This window comes from Microcystis sp. M31BS1 (assembly GCF_020245285.1).
Lineage (GTDB): Bacteria > Cyanobacteriota > Cyanobacteriia > Cyanobacteriales > Microcystaceae > Microcystis > Microcystis panniformis.
This window is the reverse complement of sequence record NZ_JADBVE010000422.1, coordinates 1-19,330: the sequence shown is the minus strand read 5'-3', so window position 1 is coordinate 19,330 and position 19,330 is coordinate 1. Positions and strand designations below refer to the sequence as shown.

20 protein-coding genes are annotated in these 19,330 nt (G+C 43.2%); 10 read left to right on the top strand and 10 right to left on the bottom strand.

The genetic code is table 11. From position 1 onward, the window contains the following. Nucleotides 1–46: 46 nt before the first annotated feature. The 6 genes from thrS (at nucleotide 47) to IM509_RS23790 (ending at nucleotide 6,865) form a co-directional block, all read left to right on the top strand. On the top strand, nucleotides 47–1,903 hold the full coding sequence (thrS, locus tag IM509_RS23815) for a threonine--tRNA ligase (RefSeq protein ID WP_185237958.1): 1,857 nt from the start codon (nucleotides 47–49) through the stop codon (nucleotides 1,901–1,903). A 114-nt stretch (nucleotides 1,904–2,017) separates the two neighbouring features. After that, complete coding sequence (locus tag IM509_RS23810; RefSeq protein ID WP_185237957.1) at nucleotides 2,018–3,049, top strand: CobW family GTP-binding protein; 1,032 nt, start codon at nucleotides 2,018–2,020, stop codon at nucleotides 3,047–3,049. 497 nt (nucleotides 3,050–3,546) lie between these two features. Then, nucleotides 3,547–4,326 (top strand): hypothetical protein, encoded by a 780-nt coding sequence (locus IM509_RS23805; RefSeq protein ID WP_185237956.1) that lies wholly within the window; start codon nucleotides 3,547–3,549, stop codon nucleotides 4,324–4,326. After that, entirely contained in the window at nucleotides 4,326–5,135 is an 810-nt protein-coding gene (locus IM509_RS23800; RefSeq protein WP_185237955.1) for a metallophosphoesterase family protein, read from the top strand. Before IM509_RS23805 ends, IM509_RS23800 begins: the two co-directional genes overlap by 1 nt. Nucleotides 5,136–5,156: 21 nt before the next feature. Beyond that, on the top strand, nucleotides 5,157–5,855 hold the full coding sequence (locus IM509_RS23795) for a metallophosphoesterase family protein (protein WP_052276086.1): 699 nt from the start codon (nucleotides 5,157–5,159) through the stop codon (nucleotides 5,853–5,855). 131 nt (nucleotides 5,856–5,986) lie between these two features. Further along, a complete protein-coding gene (locus tag IM509_RS23790) occupies nucleotides 5,987–6,865 on the top strand; it encodes an alpha/beta fold hydrolase (RefSeq protein ID WP_072924103.1) in 879 nt (292 codons plus the stop codon). Nucleotides 6,866–7,252: 387 nt separating this feature from the next. Here the strand turns inward: IM509_RS23790 and IM509_RS23785 are convergent, their stop codons facing one another. Beyond that, nucleotides 7,253–7,510 (bottom strand): Asr1405/Asl0597 family protein, encoded by a 258-nt coding sequence (locus tag IM509_RS23785; protein ID WP_002742227.1) that lies wholly within the window; start codon nucleotides 7,508–7,510, stop codon nucleotides 7,253–7,255. Between the two features lie 281 nt (nucleotides 7,511–7,791). Here IM509_RS23785 and IM509_RS23780 point away from each other — a divergent pair, with 281 nt between their 5' ends. The 3 genes from IM509_RS23780 to IM509_RS23770 are packed head-to-tail and all read left to right on the top strand — an operon-like array spanning nucleotide 7,792 to nucleotide 8,852. Beyond that, complete coding sequence (locus IM509_RS23780) at nucleotides 7,792–8,352, top strand: Crp/Fnr family transcriptional regulator (RefSeq protein ID WP_002742223.1); 561 nt, start codon at nucleotides 7,792–7,794, stop codon at nucleotides 8,350–8,352. 11 nt (nucleotides 8,353–8,363) lie between these two features. After that, nucleotides 8,364–8,615 (top strand): hypothetical protein, encoded by a 252-nt coding sequence (locus tag IM509_RS23775; protein WP_002742221.1) that lies wholly within the window; start codon nucleotides 8,364–8,366, stop codon nucleotides 8,613–8,615. Between the two features lie 48 nt (nucleotides 8,616–8,663). Beyond that, nucleotides 8,664–8,852: a hypothetical protein gene (locus IM509_RS23770; protein WP_249264813.1), complete on the top strand. Its 189-nt coding sequence runs from the start codon at nucleotides 8,664–8,666 to the stop codon at nucleotides 8,850–8,852. Here IM509_RS23770 and IM509_RS23765 read toward each other — a convergent pair. The 8 genes from IM509_RS23765 to IM509_RS23730 all read right to left on the bottom strand — a co-directional run bounded on the left by IM509_RS23765 (nucleotide 8,822) and on the right by IM509_RS23730 (nucleotide 16,827). Then, complete coding sequence (locus IM509_RS23765; protein ID WP_052276083.1) at nucleotides 8,822–9,805, bottom strand: methyltransferase domain-containing protein; 984 nt, start codon at nucleotides 9,803–9,805, stop codon at nucleotides 8,822–8,824. The genes IM509_RS23770 and IM509_RS23765 overlap by 31 nt on opposite strands. A gap of 116 nt (nucleotides 9,806–9,921) precedes the next feature. Beyond that, entirely contained in the window at nucleotides 9,922–10,230 is a 309-nt protein-coding gene (locus IM509_RS23760) for a DUF5132 domain-containing protein (protein ID WP_002742215.1), read from the bottom strand. A gap of 237 nt (nucleotides 10,231–10,467) precedes the next feature. Beyond that, nucleotides 10,468–10,632, bottom strand: a complete 165-nt coding sequence (locus IM509_RS23755) for a hypothetical protein (protein ID WP_002742213.1) — start codon at nucleotides 10,630–10,632, stop codon at nucleotides 10,468–10,470. Further along, nucleotides 10,629–12,791: a heavy metal translocating P-type ATPase gene (locus IM509_RS23750; protein ID WP_002742211.1), complete on the bottom strand. Its 2,163-nt coding sequence runs from the start codon at nucleotides 12,789–12,791 to the stop codon at nucleotides 10,629–10,631. The genes IM509_RS23755 and IM509_RS23750 overlap by 4 nt, the downstream gene beginning before the upstream one ends. Before the next feature lie 11 nt (nucleotides 12,792–12,802). Then, nucleotides 12,803–13,351 carry an HMA2 domain-containing protein gene (locus IM509_RS23745; protein ID WP_002742210.1) on the bottom strand — a complete coding sequence of 183 codons (549 nt, stop codon included), beginning with the start codon at nucleotides 13,349–13,351 and terminating at the stop codon, nucleotides 12,803–12,805. 124 nt (nucleotides 13,352–13,475) lie between these two features. Beyond that, nucleotides 13,476–13,715, bottom strand: coding sequence for a FeoC-like transcriptional regulator (locus IM509_RS23740; protein ID WP_185237954.1), 240 nt, complete (start codon nucleotides 13,713–13,715; stop codon nucleotides 13,476–13,478). A 109-nt stretch (nucleotides 13,716–13,824) separates the two neighbouring features. Next, a complete protein-coding gene (gene feoB / locus IM509_RS23735) occupies nucleotides 13,825–16,149 on the bottom strand; it encodes a Fe(2+) transporter permease subunit FeoB (protein WP_185237953.1) in 2,325 nt (774 codons plus the stop codon). 42 nt (nucleotides 16,150–16,191) lie between these two features. Beyond that, nucleotides 16,192–16,827 (bottom strand): FeoA family protein, encoded by a 636-nt coding sequence (locus IM509_RS23730; RefSeq protein ID WP_185237952.1) that lies wholly within the window; start codon nucleotides 16,825–16,827, stop codon nucleotides 16,192–16,194. 1,119 nt (nucleotides 16,828–17,946) lie between these two features. Between IM509_RS23730 and IM509_RS23725 the strand changes: the two genes are divergently transcribed. Then, nucleotides 17,947–18,159, top strand: a complete 213-nt coding sequence (locus IM509_RS23725; protein ID WP_185237951.1) for a hypothetical protein — start codon at nucleotides 17,947–17,949, stop codon at nucleotides 18,157–18,159. An 83-nt stretch (nucleotides 18,160–18,242) separates the two neighbouring features. On the opposite strand, the gene IM509_RS23720 is transcribed toward IM509_RS23725, so the two are convergent. After that, complete coding sequence (locus tag IM509_RS23720) at nucleotides 18,243–19,031, bottom strand: PEP-CTERM sorting domain-containing protein (protein ID WP_185237950.1); 789 nt, start codon at nucleotides 19,029–19,031, stop codon at nucleotides 18,243–18,245. Between the last annotated feature and the right edge of the window lie 299 nt (nucleotides 19,032–19,330).

The window sequence follows — 19,330 nt, the reverse complement described above, 5'->3', positions numbered from 1 at the left end:
CAGCCCTGCTCTGCTAAGATGATAATGATTATCGTTTTAACTGGCAATGGTCAATCAAATTAGGTATCCTCTAACAGAAAGCCCCGTTATCGAGGAAGATTCGCAAAAAATCGTAAAAATACGTCATACTTGCGCCCATGTCTTAGCAATGGCCGTACAAACTCTCTTTCCTGAAACCAAAGTTGCTATTGGTCCTTGGACAGAAACGGGATTTTACTACGATTTCGATCGCCAAACACCCTTTACCCCCGAAGATTTGGAGAAAATAGCGGCAGAAATGGGGCGAATTATCGGGAAAAACCTGCCAATTATCCGAGAAGTGCTGGAAAGAAGCGAAATTACCGCAGAAATCGAGCGCCTTAATCAACCCTACAAAAAGTTAATTTTAGAGAGAATTCCCCCAGATGAAACCATTACCCGTTATTTTATCGGTAGTCCGGACGCAGGACGGAGCGATCGAGAACCCTCGTTAATTGATGGCGCTGTTTCTCCCCCAGAAGAATTTTGGTGGGATCTGTGTGCGGGACCCCATCTCAACTCGACGGGGGAAATTAACCCAGATGCTTTCGTCTTGGAGAGTGTAGCGGGTGCTTATTGGCAAGGAGATGAAAAACAGCCGCAATTACAGCGAATTTACGGCACAGCTTGGCAAACCCCCGCAGAATTACAAAATTATCTCCAACAAAAAGAAGAAGCGCAGCGACGAGATCATCGCAAATTGGGACAACAATTAAAATTATTTAGCATCCAAGAAGATGCCGGTGGCGGCTTAGTTTTTTGGCATCCCCGGGGTGCAACAATGCGTTATTTAATCGAAGATTATTGGCGCCAAGCTCATTTAGAAGCGGGTTATCAATTTCTTTATACTCCCCATCTAGCTAATTTAGATCTGTGGAAAACTTCTGGACATTGGGACTTTTATCGCGACAATATGTTTGAGGCGATCGAGTTAGAACAGCAAAGCTATCAAATTAAGCCGATGAATTGTCCTTTTCATGTTTTAACCTATCAAAATGACCTGCATTCCTATCGAGAATTTCCCCTCAGATGGGCAGAATTAGGCACAGTTTATCGTTACGAGCGATCGGGGGTTTTACACGGATTAATGCGGGTAAGAGGTTTTACTCAAGATGATGCTCATATTTTCTGTTTACCAGAACAAATTGCCGCAGAGATTCTAGGAGTTTTAAATTTAACCGAGAAAATTCTTTCCGATTTTGGCTTTACTAATTATCAGGTAAATTTATCGACTCGCCCCAGTAAATCCGTGGGTAGCGATAGTGTTTGGGAATTGGCAACCGCGGCTCTAATTGAGGCCTTAAATGCTAAAAAGTGGGATTATATTGAGGATCAGGGAGGTGGGGCTTTTTATGGTCCGAAAATTGATATAAAAATTCAAGATGCGATCGGTAGAATGTGGCAATGTTCAACGATTCAGGTCGATTTTAACTTGCCAGAACGCTTTGATATGCAATATGTCGCTAGGGATGGTAGTCGCGAAAGACCGATTATGATTCATCGAGCTATTTTTGGCTCTTTGGAAAGATTTTTTGGTATTTTAATCGAGAATTATGCGGGAGATTTTCCTCTCTGGTTAGCACCTATTCAAGTCCGTTTATTACCCGTTAGTGATGAACAGCATCATTATGCTTTAGAGGTAGCAATGCAGTTAAAACAAGCTGGTTATCGAGTGGAAATCGATAAAAGTGGTGAGCGTTTAGGTAAACAAATTCGTACAGGAGAACTAGAAAAAATCCCTGTCTTAGCTGTGATTGGAAAACGAGAAGTTAGCAGTAAAACTCTAAGTGTTCGCACTCGACAAGGGGGTGATCTAGGTTCGATGACGCTGGCAGATTTATTAGAAAAAATGCAAACAGCGATCCTATCTAAAACTAATCTCTGAAACTTTTGTATAAACCAGCAATTAGTGGATATCGATCCCCTCCAAGCGAATTTAACAGGGTTGAGAAAAGCCTATTTTCTGCCAATTAATTAACTTACAAGTGGGTTAGCTGCCATGAGTTCTTTGATAATTCCTCTCTCCGATTCCCTCCCTTGCTTACCAAAATCGGGAATGCCTGTCACGATTATTACTGGTTTTTTAGGGAGTGGAAAAACCACCTTACTAAATCATATTCTTGACAATAAAGAAGGGTTAAAAGTTGCCGTATTAGTCAATGAGTTTGGAGATATTAATATTGATTCTCAATTGCTTGTTTCCATCGATGAAGATATGGTAGAATTGAGTAATGGCTGTATTTGTTGTACGATTAATGATAGTTTAATTGAGACAGTCTATCAGGTCTTAGAAAAGGAAATTCCCGTGGACTATCTAATCATTGAAACCACAGGATTAGCCGATCCTTTGCCAATTATTCTGACCTTCTTGGCCACAGAATTAAAATATCTGACTCGCTTAGATTCTATTATTACCCTCGTGGATTCTGAAACCTTTACTGCCGATCATTTTGATAGTAATATTGCCCTTAGTCAAATTCGTTATGGTGACGTGGTAATTCTCAATAAAATAGATCGAGTCAGTTCCAAGAAATTAGATGATTTAGAAAAGTTTATTCGTCGAGAAAAAGAGGGTATAAGACTCCTAAAAAGTAGTTATGGTCAGGTTCCTTTGGGTTTATTGTTAGATCTAGGTTTAACTAAAGAAGAATTGTATAAAGTTCAGTTGAGAGACTTTCAAAAAAATCGCCCAATCTCCAGTGATAATCAATCTCCTGAAGACTTTAATTTTGTCTCCTTTGTTAGCGATAAACCATTTAATCTAGATAAATTTGAACCTTTTCTCACGGAAAAAATGCCGATCAATGTTTTTCGAGCTAAAGGGATTCTCTGGTTTCAACAAAGCGATTTAAAACATATTTTTCAATTGAGCGGTCTTCGTTACGATCTGCAAGCAGTAGAATGGGACACTGTACCCAACAATCAATTAGTTTTTATCGGCAGAAATTTGAATAAAGAGGAAATCTTGACACAATTAAACGAATGCTTGGCTAGTTCTCAAAAAATTAAAAAGCACAAACTAAGTAGGTAGGTGTTAAAAGTTTTCAGACACCCCCCTTATTAAGGGGAGATTAAAGGGGGGATTGAGGGGGGATCGGCACCCCCCTTATCAAGGGGGGCAGGGGGGATCGAACCTAAAATCCATTTTTAATTTAATTATAACCAGCTACTTATGAATAATTTATGGATAAAAACTTTAAAATTTAACGAACCCTCGATCCAATGGTTTTACATCTCTTTGTTCTCTAAGTTCATTAATGAACTTAGAGAACATCGCAAACCCTTGCACTTCACGGAAGCGGCGATCACAATTAAAAATGAGGGGAATTATCTTAGTTGATTTACCCGATGGACAAAGCCAATGGTATCCTAGAGAAAAGAGCCATAACCATGATTAATATCCCAAGAAACCGCCAATTTTTCCCAAAATAACCTTGCTAAGTCTAGAGGATTGGTTAAGAAAGATTACTTGCCCCAATCTCACTTATGCTAGAATGATTATCATTACCACAATAAAGAAGGAGCAAAATGATTATCGTGGTGACGGGGGGTATAGCTGCGGGAAAAACCCATTGGATTCGCCAACAAATCGCTCAGAGCAAGCAGCCAAGTCTATATTTTAGTCCCCAGACGGAAACTTTTCCCATTGATCATCTCACTTTACAGAGTGACTTTCCCCAGTTGTCCTCTATTTCTAGGGAAGAAGAAGACCTTTTGAGCAGTTTATCGATGGAAAACACGATCTATATGGAAGTACCATGGCATTTAGACACCCAATCCCTCGAAAGCTTTCTAAAACCCCTCAATTGTCATCGGGTAGCGATTACGTCTCCAGACGAAGAAATCCCCGAAGGACAAGTTCCCGTCGATGAAATTGTCATCAGTCCCGTTAAAACAACCATAAAAGGTAATCAATGGTTAAAAAAACGAGAAATACAGATTTATAGAGCCGTTTTAACGGGAGAAATCCTCGATTTTTCCAGTTTAACTACCTTTTGGACAGAATTAACCCAAGGGGCCTATGGGGAAGTGCTGCGGGTTAAAAGTATCTTCGATATCATCGATGGTCAGTGTATTTATGGGGAATTTATGGATGAATGGCCAGAAAAAGACTTTCAAAGCCTAAATTTCCCCTTAAATCTCGATGGGAGACCGAATCGCTTCAGTGGGATTGAAATCGTCGGTCGCAATCTCGATAAACCGACAATTGCCGATACCCTGAGTGATTGTTGTCTGTCCGATGAGGCACTTTTTTATTATCAACAACAATTTCAAGAATCTTTAGAGCCAGAAATGGAGTTAATCTGATGAAAATAGCCGTTTTATCCTGTATTCATGGCAATATGCCCGCTTTTAACGCTGTTTTGCAAGATTTAGACCAACAGGGTTGTCAAGAAATCTACTGTTTAGGGGATTTGGTCGGGTATGGACCCCATCCTAACCAAGTGGTGGAAAAAATCCGTCAACTGGGGATTACCACGGTACAAGGGTGTTGGGATGAGGATATCGTTGAGGGATTAAATGCCTGTGAATGCAGTTATCCGTCGCTTTTAGCAGAAAAACGCGGTAGATTAGCTCATGAGTGGACAAATCAAATAATCACCCCAGAAAACCGTAATTATTTGTCAAAACTGCCCGAAATTTTTAAGCTAGATCACCTCTGTTTTGTCCATGGTAGTCCCCAAAGTAACCATGAGTACCTTTTAGCCGAAATGGACGCTTTTACAGCTTTAGAACGGGTTTTATCGGTAGATACAGAGGTTTTATTCTGTGGACATACCCACATCCCCTACATTCGCACTCTCGACGAGGGAAGCTTGCAAATAAAAGTGTATCAACCCGATGGGGAACAGTCGCGGCAATTTACCACACCGGTTAAACGTATCATCAACGTGGGATCGGTGGGAGAACCGCGTCACGGTCGTCCAAATGCCACCTATGTGATTTACGATCGAGAAACGGCAGCGGTACAACTGCGAGAAGTGGCCTATAACTATCAAGAAACCTGTCAGGCTATTTTAGCATCGGGTTTACCTCCTATTTTCGCTTGGCGATTGGCTAAGGGTCTAGAATATGCGGAAAAAGCCGATGATCCGACTCATGTTTGCGAACGTTAATTTGTGATAAATCAAGAAATTATGTGGGCGATTTTAAGCGGTATTCAAGGTAATTTACCAGCCTATCAAGCGGTCTTGGAAGATCTTCAGCAACGGTCAGTTACTGTAGAAAATTTATATATTTTAGGAGATTTTATCGGTGTTAATCCCGATAGTGAAATGCTGGTGGAACAAATACGTTATCCCACTAAAAATAACTTATATCCGCAGGTTTGTCGGGGATGGTGGGAAGAACAATGTTTAATTTTACACAGTTTGGGAGCAACAGGAGAACCGACAGAATTAATCGCTAAATATGGAATTGATAGCACTAAACAACTCTGGGACGCAGTTTCTTTAGAAACGGTGCAATGGTTACGAAATCTCGATTTTGGTTTTGTCGAGTTGGATTGTTTATTAATTCATGGCAGCACTGTCAGTGTTAGTGAAGAATTAACCCCCGATACTCCCCCATGGCAAATTTTAGATCGACTGCAACGGATGGGAGTTAATAATCTATTTTGTGGTCGCGCAGGAAAAGTTTTTGATTATTCTTTACAGTCCGCTAATTTAACTAGCACTGTTACTACTTTAGATAAACGGCAAACAAGGGAAACTTTGACGATTCAAGATAAGCGTTTAATTGGGGTTGGTAGCGTTGGTAAAGAATTAAATAAAGCAGTTTACACTCTCTATAATCCCAGTAATAATTGCGTGGAGTTTAGAACCGTATCTTATTAATCTTTCAGAGATTAATTAAATATTAAAGATTAATTTGGTTGCTCTTGATTATGATATAATGCCGAGTAAAAGCAATTATTCTTAGTTAGATTAAAGATAGAATCAATCTAGTTAACTATGAGGTAATAGTTATGGTGGTCACTTCAGACGCAGCTAATCTCCAGAAATTTTCTTGGCAGTGGCAAAATCAAACTTTTGAGATTGTTTACGATATTCAAGGACAAGGTACACCCGTTTTATTATTACCTGCTTTTAGTACCGTTTCCAGTCGCAGAGAAATGGCAGGGATAGGGAAAATATTAGCGACAAAGTTTCAAATATATAGCTTGGATTGGTTGGGTTTTGGTGATTCTGAACGACCAATTCTCAACTACGAACCCGCTATTTTTAAACAATTATTAATTGATTTTGTTCAGTCCACTTTTAAGCAATCAGTCACCATTATTGCGGCAGGTCACGCGGCGGGATATGCCCTCAATTTAGCCAAAAATTACCCCAATTTACTAGATAAATTAGTCTTAGTTGCTCCCACTTGGTTGGGTCCATTGTGTGCCATGGGATTGTCCCCAGAAATGCGTAATTTCTTGCGGGAAATGGTGCGTTTTCCTTTGTTAGGAGAAGGGTTATATTTTCTCAACACCACTCCTGCTTTCCTGCGTTTTATGTCTAGTCGTCATGTTTATGTAGATGGGGAAAAATTAACACCCGAATTAATTGCCCAGAAACATAAAATTACTCAACATCCTCACGCTAGATTTGCCCCAGCTGCGTTTGTGACGGGTAAACTGGATCCAGTGACTAATCGTCAGCAATTTATCGATTATTTTGCTGATTTAAAGCTGCCAGTGTTAGTAATTATCGCCGAAAATGCACCCCCAAAATCGAAAGCAGAAATGGAAGCTTTAGGGACTTTACCCCAAGTACAAACGCTAAAACTACGAGGAACTCTAGGAATTCATGAAGAATATCCCATCCCTGTAAGTGAGGCAATATTGCCTTTTTTAGGCTAAGTTCGGGATTAGAGGAGATTTTCTACCCAAACCGAATTTAACTCCTAGTTTTCATTGACCGACGAAAGCAGTAGTTAAACTATCATGAGTCAAAAAATGGGTCAAAAACACCGACACTTTGATTAGCAATAAAAAGTCAAACAATAGCAATTATAATTAGGGTTTGCTGAAAAAGTTTGTTGGTGGAGGCAGGGTGTGGGGTGTAGGGTTTTACTGATTTTGAGGACGTTCGGCGAGCTCAGTCGAGCCGGGGTCAATTACCTAATTTTCAGGGAAAAAGTCCAGGGATTTTCCCCCCAATCACTCCCATATTTGGTACTTTTTGATTGACAAAAAGTCTAAAAGTCTTACCCAACAAGGTTTTTAGATTTATTCAGCAAACCCTAATTAATGATCGACACCGCTAACTTCTAAGCGCCAGCAATCTTTCAATAATTGAATTAATTCCCCTCTAGAGCAATGGAGAGAACGCAACACACCCAAAAGCTGAACTAAATCGTAGGGTGACTCGATCTGCACCGTCAGGGGGGAGTACATTGGACATTGACAGCAAATACCAAGGGAAAGAAGACGATAATAGACTTCCCGTCTTTCCCCAGAGGAGAGAGGTGGGGAGTAAAGGAGTTTTTCGGGGGGACTATTCATGGTTGCGGGGGAAATCTCATAACTTCATTATCACACAGTTGCAAATAATTATCAATTGGTTGAAAGCTAATCGCGATCATTCTCAGTCTCGATCGAGGGGATATTTCGAGGTGAAATCTTGGTCTTTGGCTGTTGACAGCTTTGAATGAGGGGTATAAGGAAGCTCATCTTTGGTAAGTCCCATCAGTTGGAGGAAATTTTTCTGGAAGATCCCTGTTGATTTTATTGAGAAAATTATGCAATAATTAGAGGAGAAGGTAATTCTACTAGCGGTGGTACTTATGCGGGAACCTCTCGTCACTCGTCTATTTCAACCCCGTGACCCCCTACCCTCGCGTCTGGATGCTCTTTGGTTAATCAATCGCGGTGTGGTTAAGGTGATGACGTGGGATGAGGAAGGAGAAATCGTCATCCTCGGCTATTGGGGAGAAAATGATGTGGTCGGCCGTCCCCTATCGCAGATTCAACCCTACGAGATGCAGTGCTGCACTAGCGTTGAAGCTACTTGTCTTCCTCTTGAACGGGGTAGCAGTCTTTCCTCGGCTCTCTGTCGTCACGTTCAACAAACTGAGCATTGGCTCTGTTCCCTGCGTCGCGATCGGCCTAGGCTGCGTTTTCTGAAAACTCTAATTCAATTATCGCAAAAGTTCGGTCGTCCCGCAGAAACGGGCCAGCGTATCGATATCCGTTTCACTCATCGGGAATTAGCCGAAATGGTCGGGATGACCAGAGTGAGCATTACCCGACTCATCAATGAATTCGAGCAACAAGGTCTGATTTCTCGTGCGGGAGGACATATTATTGTTTTACCTTCTGCTGACACCCAATTTCATCCTTATTAGGAGATAAACCTATGGCGATTATTCACTGGGATAAATCGATTCTGACTTTTCATCTCAAAGAAATTATCGAAGATCACGAATCAGGAGATCGAACGGCTCTCTTTGGTTTGGGAACAATTGTTATCGGTGCGGTTGTGCTGCCAGCTGCGGTCAAATTAGGCCGACCAATTCTCAAACAAATTATCAAAAGTGGCCTATCTCTCCAAGCTCGATCGTCACTGATCAAAACTCCTACTATTCCCCACAACCCGATCAATAATTAATTGGATTGCCTCTAGTTAGGGTTTGTGGCAAAAAGTTTTTCCTGTGGGGTGTGGGGTTTTATCGATTTTGAGAGGGTCAATTACCTAATTTTCAGGGAAAAAGTCCAGGAATTTTCCCCCCGATCACTCCAATGGTTGGGACTTTTTGAGGAAAAAAAAGTCCAAAAGTCTTACCCAACAAGATTTTTAGATTTATTCAGCAAACCCTACATAACTGAGGTAAGAGACTCTTGCTGACTTGCTTGCAGATGGGATTGAGCGCGAACAGCGCGGAACATCCCAAAACGACATAAACCCGTGCCAAAGGCCAAACGCATCAGCAGAATTGTCGGCACTTCTCGGACGGATTTAAGCAACCCAGTTAGACCAAATTGCCACCAGCCTTGGGGACGAATCACCCCCTGCCAAATGGTATCAATCCAAGAGGGTAGAGTGGCTGTTGTCCAGTCAGCAGTCACCACTTCCCCATCTACCAATCCCGTGGCCGCCAACTGTTCGGCAAAACCTTCGATACTGGCAAAAGCGGGGTGAGACCACTGATCCAAAAGTTGGCGCATGACGGGACGTTCCCAGAAATTAAGCGGTTTTTGACGGTCATCTCGCTGATTCCAGTCCGCTACCACCAGGACTCCCCCTGGTTTGAGAACTCGCAGTAATTCCCCAGCAAAAACGGCTTTGTCCGGCATATGGGGACCGGCTTCGATTGACCAGACCACATCAAAACTCTCGTCGGGAAAAGAAAGGGCCATGGCATCATCGACCAAAAAGCGAGCATTTAAATCTGGGGGTGTTAGTTCTTTGGCCCGTGCCACTTGTTTGGGACTAATGGTGACACCAGTAACGGCAAATCCGTAGTCCCGGGCCAGAATGCGACTGCTGCCACCAATACCACAACCGACATCAAGGAGAGTTGCACCGGCGGGTAATTTGTCCAAACCTCCCCAAGAGACCATTTCCGCCACAAAGTCGGCTTTTGCCGCTAGAAAGTCTTTTTTTTCTGGTGGGGAACCGTAGTGACCTAAATGGATGTGTTCCCCCCAATAATATTCTAAAATCCCGTCCTCGGTCCATTGGTCGTAGGAATTGGCCACCGAGTCCGACGATTGGTACTTGCGAGAGGAAACAAAATAGACGACGATAGCGATCGCTAGGAGTAACCCTAAAGATGATGTCACCAAAAGTATATTCATTCAATCCTACTGGGCAAACTGACACAAAGCTTAATATCTCTTAAAGATTATATAACTTTGAGGTTCTGCCGGCTGAGGGCTAACAGGGTTGAGTGACTTTGGTTACTCACCAGAAATTAACTATCGCGTAATGAGGGTTCCGAATTAACCCCACTGGGTAGAACCACTTGATGATCGCGTTCGGCTATGACTTCTGCTTTGGCCTCGGCGACGATATCCCCCAGCACTTCTGCTGTTTCGGCCAAGGAACTCTTAGTTTTTTCGTAGAGAACAACGCCAGTTTTAATCGTTGCTTTGGCGACCGGTTTCAGTAAAGAAATCACGGTGGGGGCCAACAGCAGCGCACCGATTCCGAAAACGATCGCTTTCCCTGGAGTAATTTGTGCTAGTTTTCTCGTTTGTTCTAACATCTGTGTTTTTTCCATGAGCTTTAAACCATTGATTTTGTTGCCTTCAGTCTGTAGATAGCAAAAGTTTTTAACTTAGAAGCATTATCTACCTACGAGTACCATTATAGAATAGTTTTTGAGGGAATATTATTAAGTTTTTTTTCAAGAGAATATAGCCTAGATATTCACCTATCAGTTATTAGTGGATGGGTCAAGACTTCCCCAGATACCGACTCTTAAACCATCATAACAATCTTTGATTTTTATGATGGTTTAATGTCTATTATCACCTCGCTCGAATTCTTCTAATGGAAAAGAACGGGAGGAGAGAATATTTTCTAAATCCAGTCGGTTATAGATGGCTTTAATTAACTTTTTGCTCAATTTTTTAGTAACTTTTTTGGCAATTTTATTAGCTAATTTATCATATTTACTCATGGAGTCTCCCTTTGACCTTGTAGTTGATGAAAAACCAGAGGACGCAAACTATTTAAACCGGCAATAATTGCTGTCCCGTTATGAATTGCGGTGGCTAAAAGTGGATTAAGACCGATGCTAGTGGCCAAAACGAGGGCGACTAAATTCGGGGCGACCACTAGAAAAATATTTTGTTCAATTAAAGCTTTAGTTTCTTGGGCAATAGCGATCGCCTCTAGTAAACTGCTCAGATCATTATTCATCAGTACCACGTCGGCGGTTTCTCTTGCCACTTCCGAACCCTTCTCGAAAGAAATCGACACATCTGCATAGGCCAAAGCCACGGAATCATTGAGACCATCGCCAACAAAAGCGACTGTATGGCCAGAGCGATGCAATTCTCGAACTATTTTAGCCTTTTGTTCGGGAAAAGCCTCAGCATGAACCTGGCCAAAGGGAATATTTAACGCTTGCGCCACTTCTTTCGCCCTTTGTTGATTATCCCCCGTCAACAGATGCACAGTCATGCCATAATCTTGCTGTAGGCGATCGATTAACCAACGACTATCGGCACGCAAAGGGTCAGTATAGTGGATTACCCCCTGAAATTGCCCATTACAGGCCAGATAATTGCGAGACACCCAAGCACTGGCGGGGTTGGCTAAATCACCGCCAAATTCGTCTAAATTGACCCCTTGCTGGCGTAAAAACTTGTCACTGCCCACCAATACCTGATTACCATCAATTTCTGCCCGCATTCCTAGTCCTAACTGGTAATCCCAATCTCCCCTCGGTAAGATTTCCACACCCTGGCGCTGGGCATAGTCAGCGATCGCCATAGCGACGGGATGGGTGATCCTTTGTTCGGCCGAGGCCGCTAATTGGAGAATTCGTTCTGGGGATAAGCGGCCAGGGATAGTTTCCACTCCCACCACCATCACTTCCCCCGTGGTCAAAGTTCCCGTCTTATCAAAAACAATCGTATCGATATCTGCCAATAACTCCAAAGTTCTGCCACTGCGTACCAAAACCCCGTGACGGGTGGTATGATTCAACGCACCTAAAAAAGCTGTAGGTAAAGATACCCGAATCCCCGTGACAAAATCGAGGGTGAGAATAGCGGCGGCCCGGGCAGCATCTCGGGTGGTGAGAAAAATTAGTGATGCTAACCCTAAAGAAGGCAAAATCAGGCGATCAGCCAGATTAGCGGCATAATTGGCCATGCGGGTATCATGGACAGGAGCTTTTTGCAGAAGTTCGATACTGGCAGCGGCGCGAGTTTGTTGACCGACTCGTTCACAGGTGAGGCGGATCTGACCGGAACGAACTAAGGTGGAGGCATAAACGAGAGTTCCTTTTCGGGCGACAATAGGCAAGGATTCCCCGGTTAGTTGCTGTTGGTCGATTACCGCTTCCCCTTGCCAGACTGTGCCATCAACGGGGATGCTTTCCCCGGGATAAACCACCACTGTCTCGCCAATTTGGACAGCATCACTGGTAATTTGCTTGATTTCGCCGTCTTTTTCCACCCAAGCGTAATGACCGATTGTATCTAATAAATTAGCCGTTCGTTTTTCCGTTGCCCTAGCGGTACGATCGCGAATAATGTCCCCCAATTCATGGAGGGTGATAATCAGGGAAGGTGTCAATAATTTCCCTTGAAAACCGCTAAAAATCAGGGCTAAGAGGTCTAAACAATCGATATTTAGTTTACGCTCTCCGAAGATACTTTTCAGCGCCCGGGCTGCCACGGGAAAAGCTGCGGCTAAAAGGACGCTTCTGGCCAAGATGCTCAAACCGGGTTGGGGAAAACGTTGACAGGCGATCGCAAGGAGGGTGGCGGCGGTAGGAAGGGCAAGGTTAGACCATTCTTCTTTACCTAGTTTTTGGGGCTTGTCTGGCTCGATCGAAGACTCGTTGGGCTGATTGAGCATTTTTTGCCAAAGCGAGCCAAAATCCCTGTTTATTTCAGGGGTGAGGGCGGGAGCATACTCGATCACCAGAGAGGCGGCGGCGGCGTTGATGCGGAAATGGGTAATGGCGGGATGGGAAGTTAATTTTTGTTCTAAGGTCTTGACAAAATGCCTATCAGATGCTAGGCGGGAAATTCGCAAGCGCAGCCGACCAGGGAGAGAGTGAACAACGCTTACGGAATTGAGGGAAAGTTTGCTTAAGTTCATCGGAGTAAAATCTAGCTAGTTTCAAGATTACTGTCAGAATTGGCTAAATTAAGTAGATTGATCAGACGAAAGCCTAAATCTAACTCGGAGAGGCCGGCTGCTTCGTAGGTAATTGCCAGAGAGGCAGCGGTAGGATTAAGGCGATGACTAAGAACAATTGTCTCAGCTGCGAGGAGGTGGTTTAATCTTTTAGCAAAGGCAGCATCTTGACTTAAACGGTCGATACGAAGGCGAATTCGTCCCGGTACCGAGTGAACAATGCGACAACCCGGTATTATTTCCTGATTGCTATAATCTGGGCTTTTTTCGGCAGTTTTTGGGTCACTGGTGAAGGGAGATTTTAACTGTTGGAAAATTTGTCGCGAGATACTGGCTACGGCTAAATTAACTAATAGTGCATTGGCCCCTCGCAGTTGAAAACGACTGGTAATAAATAATCCCATTAAAACTGGAATAATCATCTCCACTTCATTATGTTCTCGCAGAAATTCGGCCAATTGTATTTGCGGATCCTCGCTGGTGGCCGATTGTGTCGAGACAATTTCTGTGTTAGTGATCATAATTTTATCTCCTACAAAAAGATAGTAAGTAGTCGTGCAAAATAAATTTCCTAGTGAAGATGGGCAAAAGGCAAAAGCTTTATCGAAATGTGTAATTAATTTTGCCTAGGTACTTATTCAACTCTTAGTTGTTTGTCCCTGTGGAATTGCCCTCAATCCATTCGTAAAAAGCCATAGATTCCGGGGAACAACGGCTGCATCCTCCGCATTTTTCTAGGGAAATCAGGCGAATTCGCCCTTTTTTCAGCAAGCTATCGAGCATGGGACTTAAGGCATCCGCTGACATCCGAAAGTGTGTAGATAAGTCAGACAGAGATGCTTTCTGATTTTTGGCAAGATAAGCCTGTATATCGGTTAAAATCATGGTTTATAAGCGAAAAAAATCGAGAAAAGTTACTTGATTGCGGTGGGTTACGGCGAATCTAAATAATTTGTTAGTTGCCTAGCTTTTTGTCGCCTAACCCACCCTACTTTTAAATTGCTGGACGGTTGATTTTTCGGGGACGGAGATTTTTTAAGGTGAATAAAACCCCGACTACGGTTAAACCCATCAAGACTATCCAAAAGAGAGAAAATCCCGGATGTCGAGAAAAAGTGGCGATTTGATAGAAGGAAGTGGCAACAATATAGGCCATTCCTGTGGTCCAGAGGGCAATAAAAGCAGTCCAACCGGCATTAGTTTCGCGATATACTGCCGATGTGGCCGAAACACAGGGAAAATAGAGCAGAACAAACAACAGATAGGCAAAAGCACCCGCTTGACCATCAAATCTTTTCGCCATTGCCCCAAAGATTCCTAAATCTACTTCTTGCTTCTCGGCAGCCGTTTTTTGATCTTGCAGATCACCAATATTCAAACCCAAGGGATCAAGTAATTGATTGGGTAATTGCGCTAAATTGGCGGGAATAGTGGCGATAGCTGTCTGAATTTGCCCCCAAAAGTCGAATTTTTCGGCTGCTACCCCCTGATTAGGGTTATCTTCCCCCGCTAGTTGGCTGTAAATTGAGTTTAATGTGCCTACCATCGCTTCTTTGGCAAAAACTCCCGTAAAAATGCCCACCGTTGCCGGCCAATTTTGCTGCTCTAGTCCCATGGGTGAGAAAATAGGAGTTACAGCTTTACTGGTGGCACTTAAAACCGATCGCTCGCTGTCTTGATTACCAAAAGAACCATCAAAACTGACGGAGTTGAGTAGTCCCAAAATCATCACCATTAAAACGATAACTCGTCCAGCTTTCCACAAAAACGCTTGCAGACGTTCCCAAGTGCGAATTAAAACCCCTTTCAGACGCGGTAGATGATAGGGAGGCAATTCCATAATAAAGTGACTGATTTCTCCCTTGAGTAGGGTTTTTTTCATCACCAATCCCGTCAAAATAGCGGCGAGAATTCCTAAGATATAAAGACCAAAAACGATGTTTTGACCACCTATGGGGAAAAAAGCCGCCGCAAATAGGGCATAAACAGGTAATCTGGCCCCACAGGACATAAAAGGGTTCATCATAATCGTCATTAAACGATCGCGGGAATTTTCTAGGGTCCTGGTGGCCATAATTGCCGGCACATTGCAACCAAATCCCACTAGCATGGGAACAAAGGATTTACCCGGCAATCCCACCAAACGCATCAATCGGTCCATGACGAAGGCTGCCCGGGCCATATAGCCAGAATCCTCTAAAATTGACAAAAAGAGGAACATAAAGCCAATTACGGGGATAAAAGTGGCGACGGTTTGCACACCTCCCCCCGCCCCGTCAGCGAGCAGAGCAATTAGCCAACCGGGGGTATGGATTGTTTGTAAAACTTGGGCAAAACCATCGACAAAGATAGTCTGGGCAGTTAAATCGAAGAAATCGATAAAGGCAGCACTAACATTGATGGTAAACAAGAACATTAGGTACATTACGCCCAAAAATATCGGAATTCCTAACCAGCGATCGAGAACAATGCGATCGAGGCGATCGGACATGGTATCATTTATCTGTCCAGTCCGTTGAGTGGCTCCCTGGGTAACTTGTTGAATAAAGCCATAACGAGTATCAGCAATTAAAATATCGAGGTCTTCCCCTAAAACTTGGTGTATTTGTCGTCTATGCTTGACGATAATGCTTAATAGTTCCTGGGAGCGCAATTCTGGGGCGATGCGATCCTCGTATTGCAGTAGATTTAAAGCAGTCCATCTTGGCTCAACGATCCTTTTACTGCTATGGTCGTTAATGTAGGTAACAATCTCGTTCAGAGCTTCCTCAATTACCGCAGGATAAGCGACATAAGCAGCAGTATGGCTAATATTACTGACTAATTCCCCAATTTTTTGCTTTAATTCTCCGATTCCTTCCCCTTTAACCGCACTAATCGGGACGACAATTGCATCCATGCGATCGCTTAAGAGTTGCGGATTAACCACAATACCCCTAGTTTTGGCCACATCCATCATATTCAGGGCAATCAACATCGGTAAACGCATCTCCATGATTTGGGTAGTAAGGTAGAGATTGCGCTCTAAATTGGCAGCATCGACGATATTAATCACTAAATCCGCTTCTCCTGACAGCAGATAGTCCCTAGCGACTAATTCATCCATTCCTGTCTCCCCTTCTTCCACATCAAGGGAATAGACTCCGGGTAAATCCACAAGGGTGATATCTTCCCCGTTAACTTGAAATCGTCCCTCCTTGCGATCAACTGTTACTCCCGGCCAGTTGCCGGTCCGTTGATTGGCCCCCGTGAGAGCATTAAAAAGGGTAGTTTTGCCACAGTTAGGATTGCCAATTAAGGCGATAATCGGTTTGACCATAATTTAGGATATTAAGTGACGAATAGGCTTAGATAATTAAATTTAGCTTTCTGGGTCTATTTCTTCCACGATTAAAGCGTCTGCCTCCTGTTTACGCAGACTGAGATGAAATCCCCGCACTCGAATCTCGACGGGATCCCCCAAAGGTGCCACACGAATGACGGTAAACTCTGTCCCCGGAGTTAATCCCATTGATAACAATTTTCCTTTGTATCCTCGTAATGCTCGGTCATAACCGACGACTTTACCCACTTTTCCTATGGGTATCTCCCGCAGAAATGTTCTTACTTCAGGTAGGTCTTTTTTGGGTTCCAGTTTTTTCGGTTGACTGTCACTAACGAGGATTTTTTCGGCCATTTCTGCCCCGATACCAATACGATTGTCTTGAATGGCAATTAAAACTGACCCGCTTGGTTGGGAACTAATTACCTGTAATTGAATACCGGGGTTTAATCCCATACCTAGGAGTCGATTAATCCCTCCTGTCCCCTGAAATCCCGCTAACCAGACGGTTTTTCCCATTTCCACTTGTGCTAAAGGATAAGTGGCAGCCAAGTCATTACCCCTGGGAGTGACATTATCTAATTCTGCCTCTGTACCGCCCCAATAGGAGAATTGGTCGTCTTTTTGCCAGTTTTCTGGTTTTTCTGGTTCATTAGCTCTAATTTTATCGTCCATGCTTTTCCTATCTCCAAAGGTAATGAAGGTCTTTCATTCAAGAGTGACAATAATTTCTTGATAGCTCATCGAGTTTACTGAAGTAGCTAAAGGGTGAGAACTCCCCTAATGTCAGCCTCAGTCAACGGTTTTTGAACTGTCTCAGAATTGCGATCGCTTAAATAAATGCTAATTATTCTCAATTACCAGTCTAATCCAAAAGGGGAGACAGAAAAGAAAAATATTTATTTAGGGTTTGCTGAATAATGGTAAAACCCTTTGAAAATAAGGCTTTTGACCTGTTAAAATCCGATGTTAGTGCTGCGAAAATCGGATTGGGACCCCCAAAAACCTGGCATTATCCTCCTTTCAGTACATAAATTAGTACAAAAAGAGAGGGCAACAAAGCCTGAAACGACCGGCTACTGACGACCGACTCCTAACCCCACCAACAAACTTTTTGCCGCAAACCCTACCTAGTGGTCTGCGGCAAAAAGTAGGGGCGAAGCATTCGGGCAATAACCTATCGGTGAAACCGTAGATTTTCTATCCGAATGCTTCGCCCCTACAGGACTACATTTCACATTTATTCAGCCAGCCCTAAGTAAATCGAATCTGTCTTTCTGTTTGTGTTCTTTATGCCTTTGTGTTTATCCTTAACTCTTATGGGATAACCGGACAGAAAAAAGTTTAGTTTTAAATATTGGCGATACTTTCAACACTTTAGCCCCCCTATTCTCTGGGTCTTCTTGTAGCTTAAAAAAGGGTGCATCTCACATTTGCAGAAATATCGACAATCAGCAATTATCAGTGACTCTTAAATTATTACAAATATATCAACAACTGCCTGTAATACCATTTTTCTTTATTCGTTTCCCTCACCCCCTTCCCTGTCCCAGAGCGTTAGAGGGGAGGGGGTGAGGGCAATTAACCATCTCTGCCATTACTTTTGAAAAATGGGATAATTCGTTGTCAGTATCTCCAAACAATGACTAATGAAATTAAAAACTTGACTAACTATCATTGGCTAACCTATCGCTGAAACCGTAGATTTCCTATCGGAATGTTTCGCCCCTACTTTTTCAGCCAACCCCAATTAGGGTTGGCTGAAAAAGTAGGCTCTTCGGTTTGTGTTATGCAATGGACGGGAGTTATAAGGGATGGAACCCTTATATAGAAAGGCATTTAGCGATTTTTGTTAATTGTTTTTTTCTAGAGAGAACTAATCAATTAAGTCTCTTGCCAGATAAGGATTTAGTCGATTTATGCCCCCCTATCGAACCATACCAAGTAACGAAGAACCAAAAAGTTTCTCCTGTGGGGACTGACGCGGGTTCGTTCAGCATACCCTAATTAAAAACCGCCCCCAAAGGACGGAGTTTCAATGCAAGCAGCTACGATGTCTCTGCTCAAAGTTGTCCTGAAGCCAAGCTCAGTTATCCCTGTTGCTTGCGTTTCATCGCCAGACCTAAGCCACCAACAGCCAGCAGTCCAACAACAGTCCCGGGTTCAGGAATAACCACCTGGGTGAAGGTTTGTGAGAAAGTCGTGACGCTGGCGGTTCCAGGTATTGCAGTAGTCCGGCGAGCTAACAAACTCAGGTTGTTCATGATCGCAAGCGTGTTTGTTGGTGCGAACGACATAGTGTCAGTCTCAGGGTTGCTAGGGGTAGCGGATGCATTGCTGCCCATAAGCGTTGCACCATTGAAGGCCACATTACTAAGTGTTCCCGTAGTGGGTCCTGTAACTGAAGCACCTGTTATGGCATCTATCTGGCGAGTCATTGGGACATATCCAGCGGATGTGACGTCGAATTCGAAGGAGATACCAGCAGTCCAGTTGGCATTCCCGCTCGGCGGAGCTAGGTTTATGCCACCAACAATAGTGTAATTGAGAGTAGCACTACCAGAGACACCAGGAATGTAAGTGCCGGTTGCACTCACTCGAATTTTGTCTAGGGGATCGGTCAAAGGATTAGCCATAGGACTTTTCGAAAAATCGTAATTCATCCAATTGTCGAAGGTTTTCTCAATTGTGCCATTTCCGTCCTCATCAACTGTGATGTAACCACCGGCAAGTAGCTCGGTGAGTGTACAGAATGAGGTACTTGCACAGCCGTTATAGGCTACCATTGCGGCTTGTGCTGGCGCAGTGGCGAGGCCTACGCCAGCAGCAACAGCCAGAACAGCAGCGCTAGGAATGGTGTATCTCCGTATTTTTGTCATCTTACAGAAATCTCCGCAGAGGTAAGGTGGATGTAATAGATTACAACTGCTAGTATTACATAAGCTTTCTTAGCCGTCAACACTAAATTTCTCATTTGTCAATAGATCACAGAAAAATTGCCAATAGATCACTAAAAAAAGCTTCCCCTGGGGATCGGGGGGTAGGGTTGATTCATTTAAATTAAGTACAGCTAATTTTGAGTCAATAAATTTGACTGAAGATTCTCAAGTTTATCTTTTTCTAATCAAAATAGTTAGTCACAATAACTAATCTTTAATCCTCTGCCAAATTTATTATG

Bases quoted from the DNA above. Each gene is read 5' to 3' on its own strand.
- IM509_RS23790 (WP_072924103.1), top strand. From the start codon at position 5,987: ATGGTGGTCACTTCAGACGCAGCTAATCTCCAGAAATTTTCTTGGCAG.
- IM509_RS23800 (WP_185237955.1), top strand. From the start codon at position 4,326: ATGAAAATAGCCGTTTTATCCTGTATTCATGGCAATATGCCCGCTTTT.
- IM509_RS23785 (WP_002742227.1), bottom strand. From the start codon at position 7,510: ATGAATAGTCCCCCCGAAAAACTCCTTTACTCCCCACCTCTCTCCTCT.
- IM509_RS23750 (WP_002742211.1), bottom strand. From the start codon at position 12,791: ATGAACTTAAGCAAACTTTCCCTCAATTCCGTAAGCGTTGTTCACTCT.
- IM509_RS23755 (WP_002742213.1), bottom strand. From the start codon at position 10,632: ATGAGTAAATATGATAAATTAGCTAATAAAATTGCCAAAAAAGTTACT.
- IM509_RS23760 (WP_002742215.1), bottom strand. From the start codon at position 10,230: ATGGAAAAAACACAGATGTTAGAACAAACGAGAAAACTAGCACAAATT.
- IM509_RS23740 (WP_185237954.1), bottom strand. From the start codon at position 13,715: ATGATTTTAACCGATATACAGGCTTATCTTGCCAAAAATCAGAAAGCA.
- IM509_RS23775 (WP_002742221.1), top strand. From the start codon at position 8,364: ATGGCGATTATTCACTGGGATAAATCGATTCTGACTTTTCATCTCAAA.
- IM509_RS23745 (WP_002742210.1), bottom strand. From the start codon at position 13,351: ATGATCACTAACACAGAAATTGTCTCGACACAATCGGCCACCAGCGAG.
- IM509_RS23780 (WP_002742223.1), top strand. From the start codon at position 7,792: ATGCGGGAACCTCTCGTCACTCGTCTATTTCAACCCCGTGACCCCCTA.
- IM509_RS23805 (WP_185237956.1), top strand. From the start codon at position 3,547: ATGATTATCGTGGTGACGGGGGGTATAGCTGCGGGAAAAACCCATTGG.
- IM509_RS23765 (WP_052276083.1), bottom strand. From the start codon at position 9,805: ATGAATATACTTTTGGTGACATCATCTTTAGGGTTACTCCTAGCGATC.
- IM509_RS23795 (WP_052276086.1), top strand. From the start codon at position 5,157: ATGTGGGCGATTTTAAGCGGTATTCAAGGTAATTTACCAGCCTATCAA.
- IM509_RS23725 (WP_185237951.1), top strand. From the start codon at position 17,947: ATGGACGGGAGTTATAAGGGATGGAACCCTTATATAGAAAGGCATTTA.
- IM509_RS23730 (WP_185237952.1), bottom strand. From the start codon at position 16,827: ATGGACGATAAAATTAGAGCTAATGAACCAGAAAAACCAGAAAACTGG.
- thrS (WP_185237958.1), top strand. From the start codon at position 47: ATGGTCAATCAAATTAGGTATCCTCTAACAGAAAGCCCCGTTATCGAG.
- feoB (WP_185237953.1), bottom strand. From the start codon at position 16,149: ATGGTCAAACCGATTATCGCCTTAATTGGCAATCCTAACTGTGGCAAA.
- IM509_RS23720 (WP_185237950.1), bottom strand. From the start codon at position 19,031: ATGACAAAAATACGGAGATACACCATTCCTAGCGCTGCTGTTCTGGCT.
- IM509_RS23810 (WP_185237957.1), top strand. From the start codon at position 2,018: ATGAGTTCTTTGATAATTCCTCTCTCCGATTCCCTCCCTTGCTTACCA.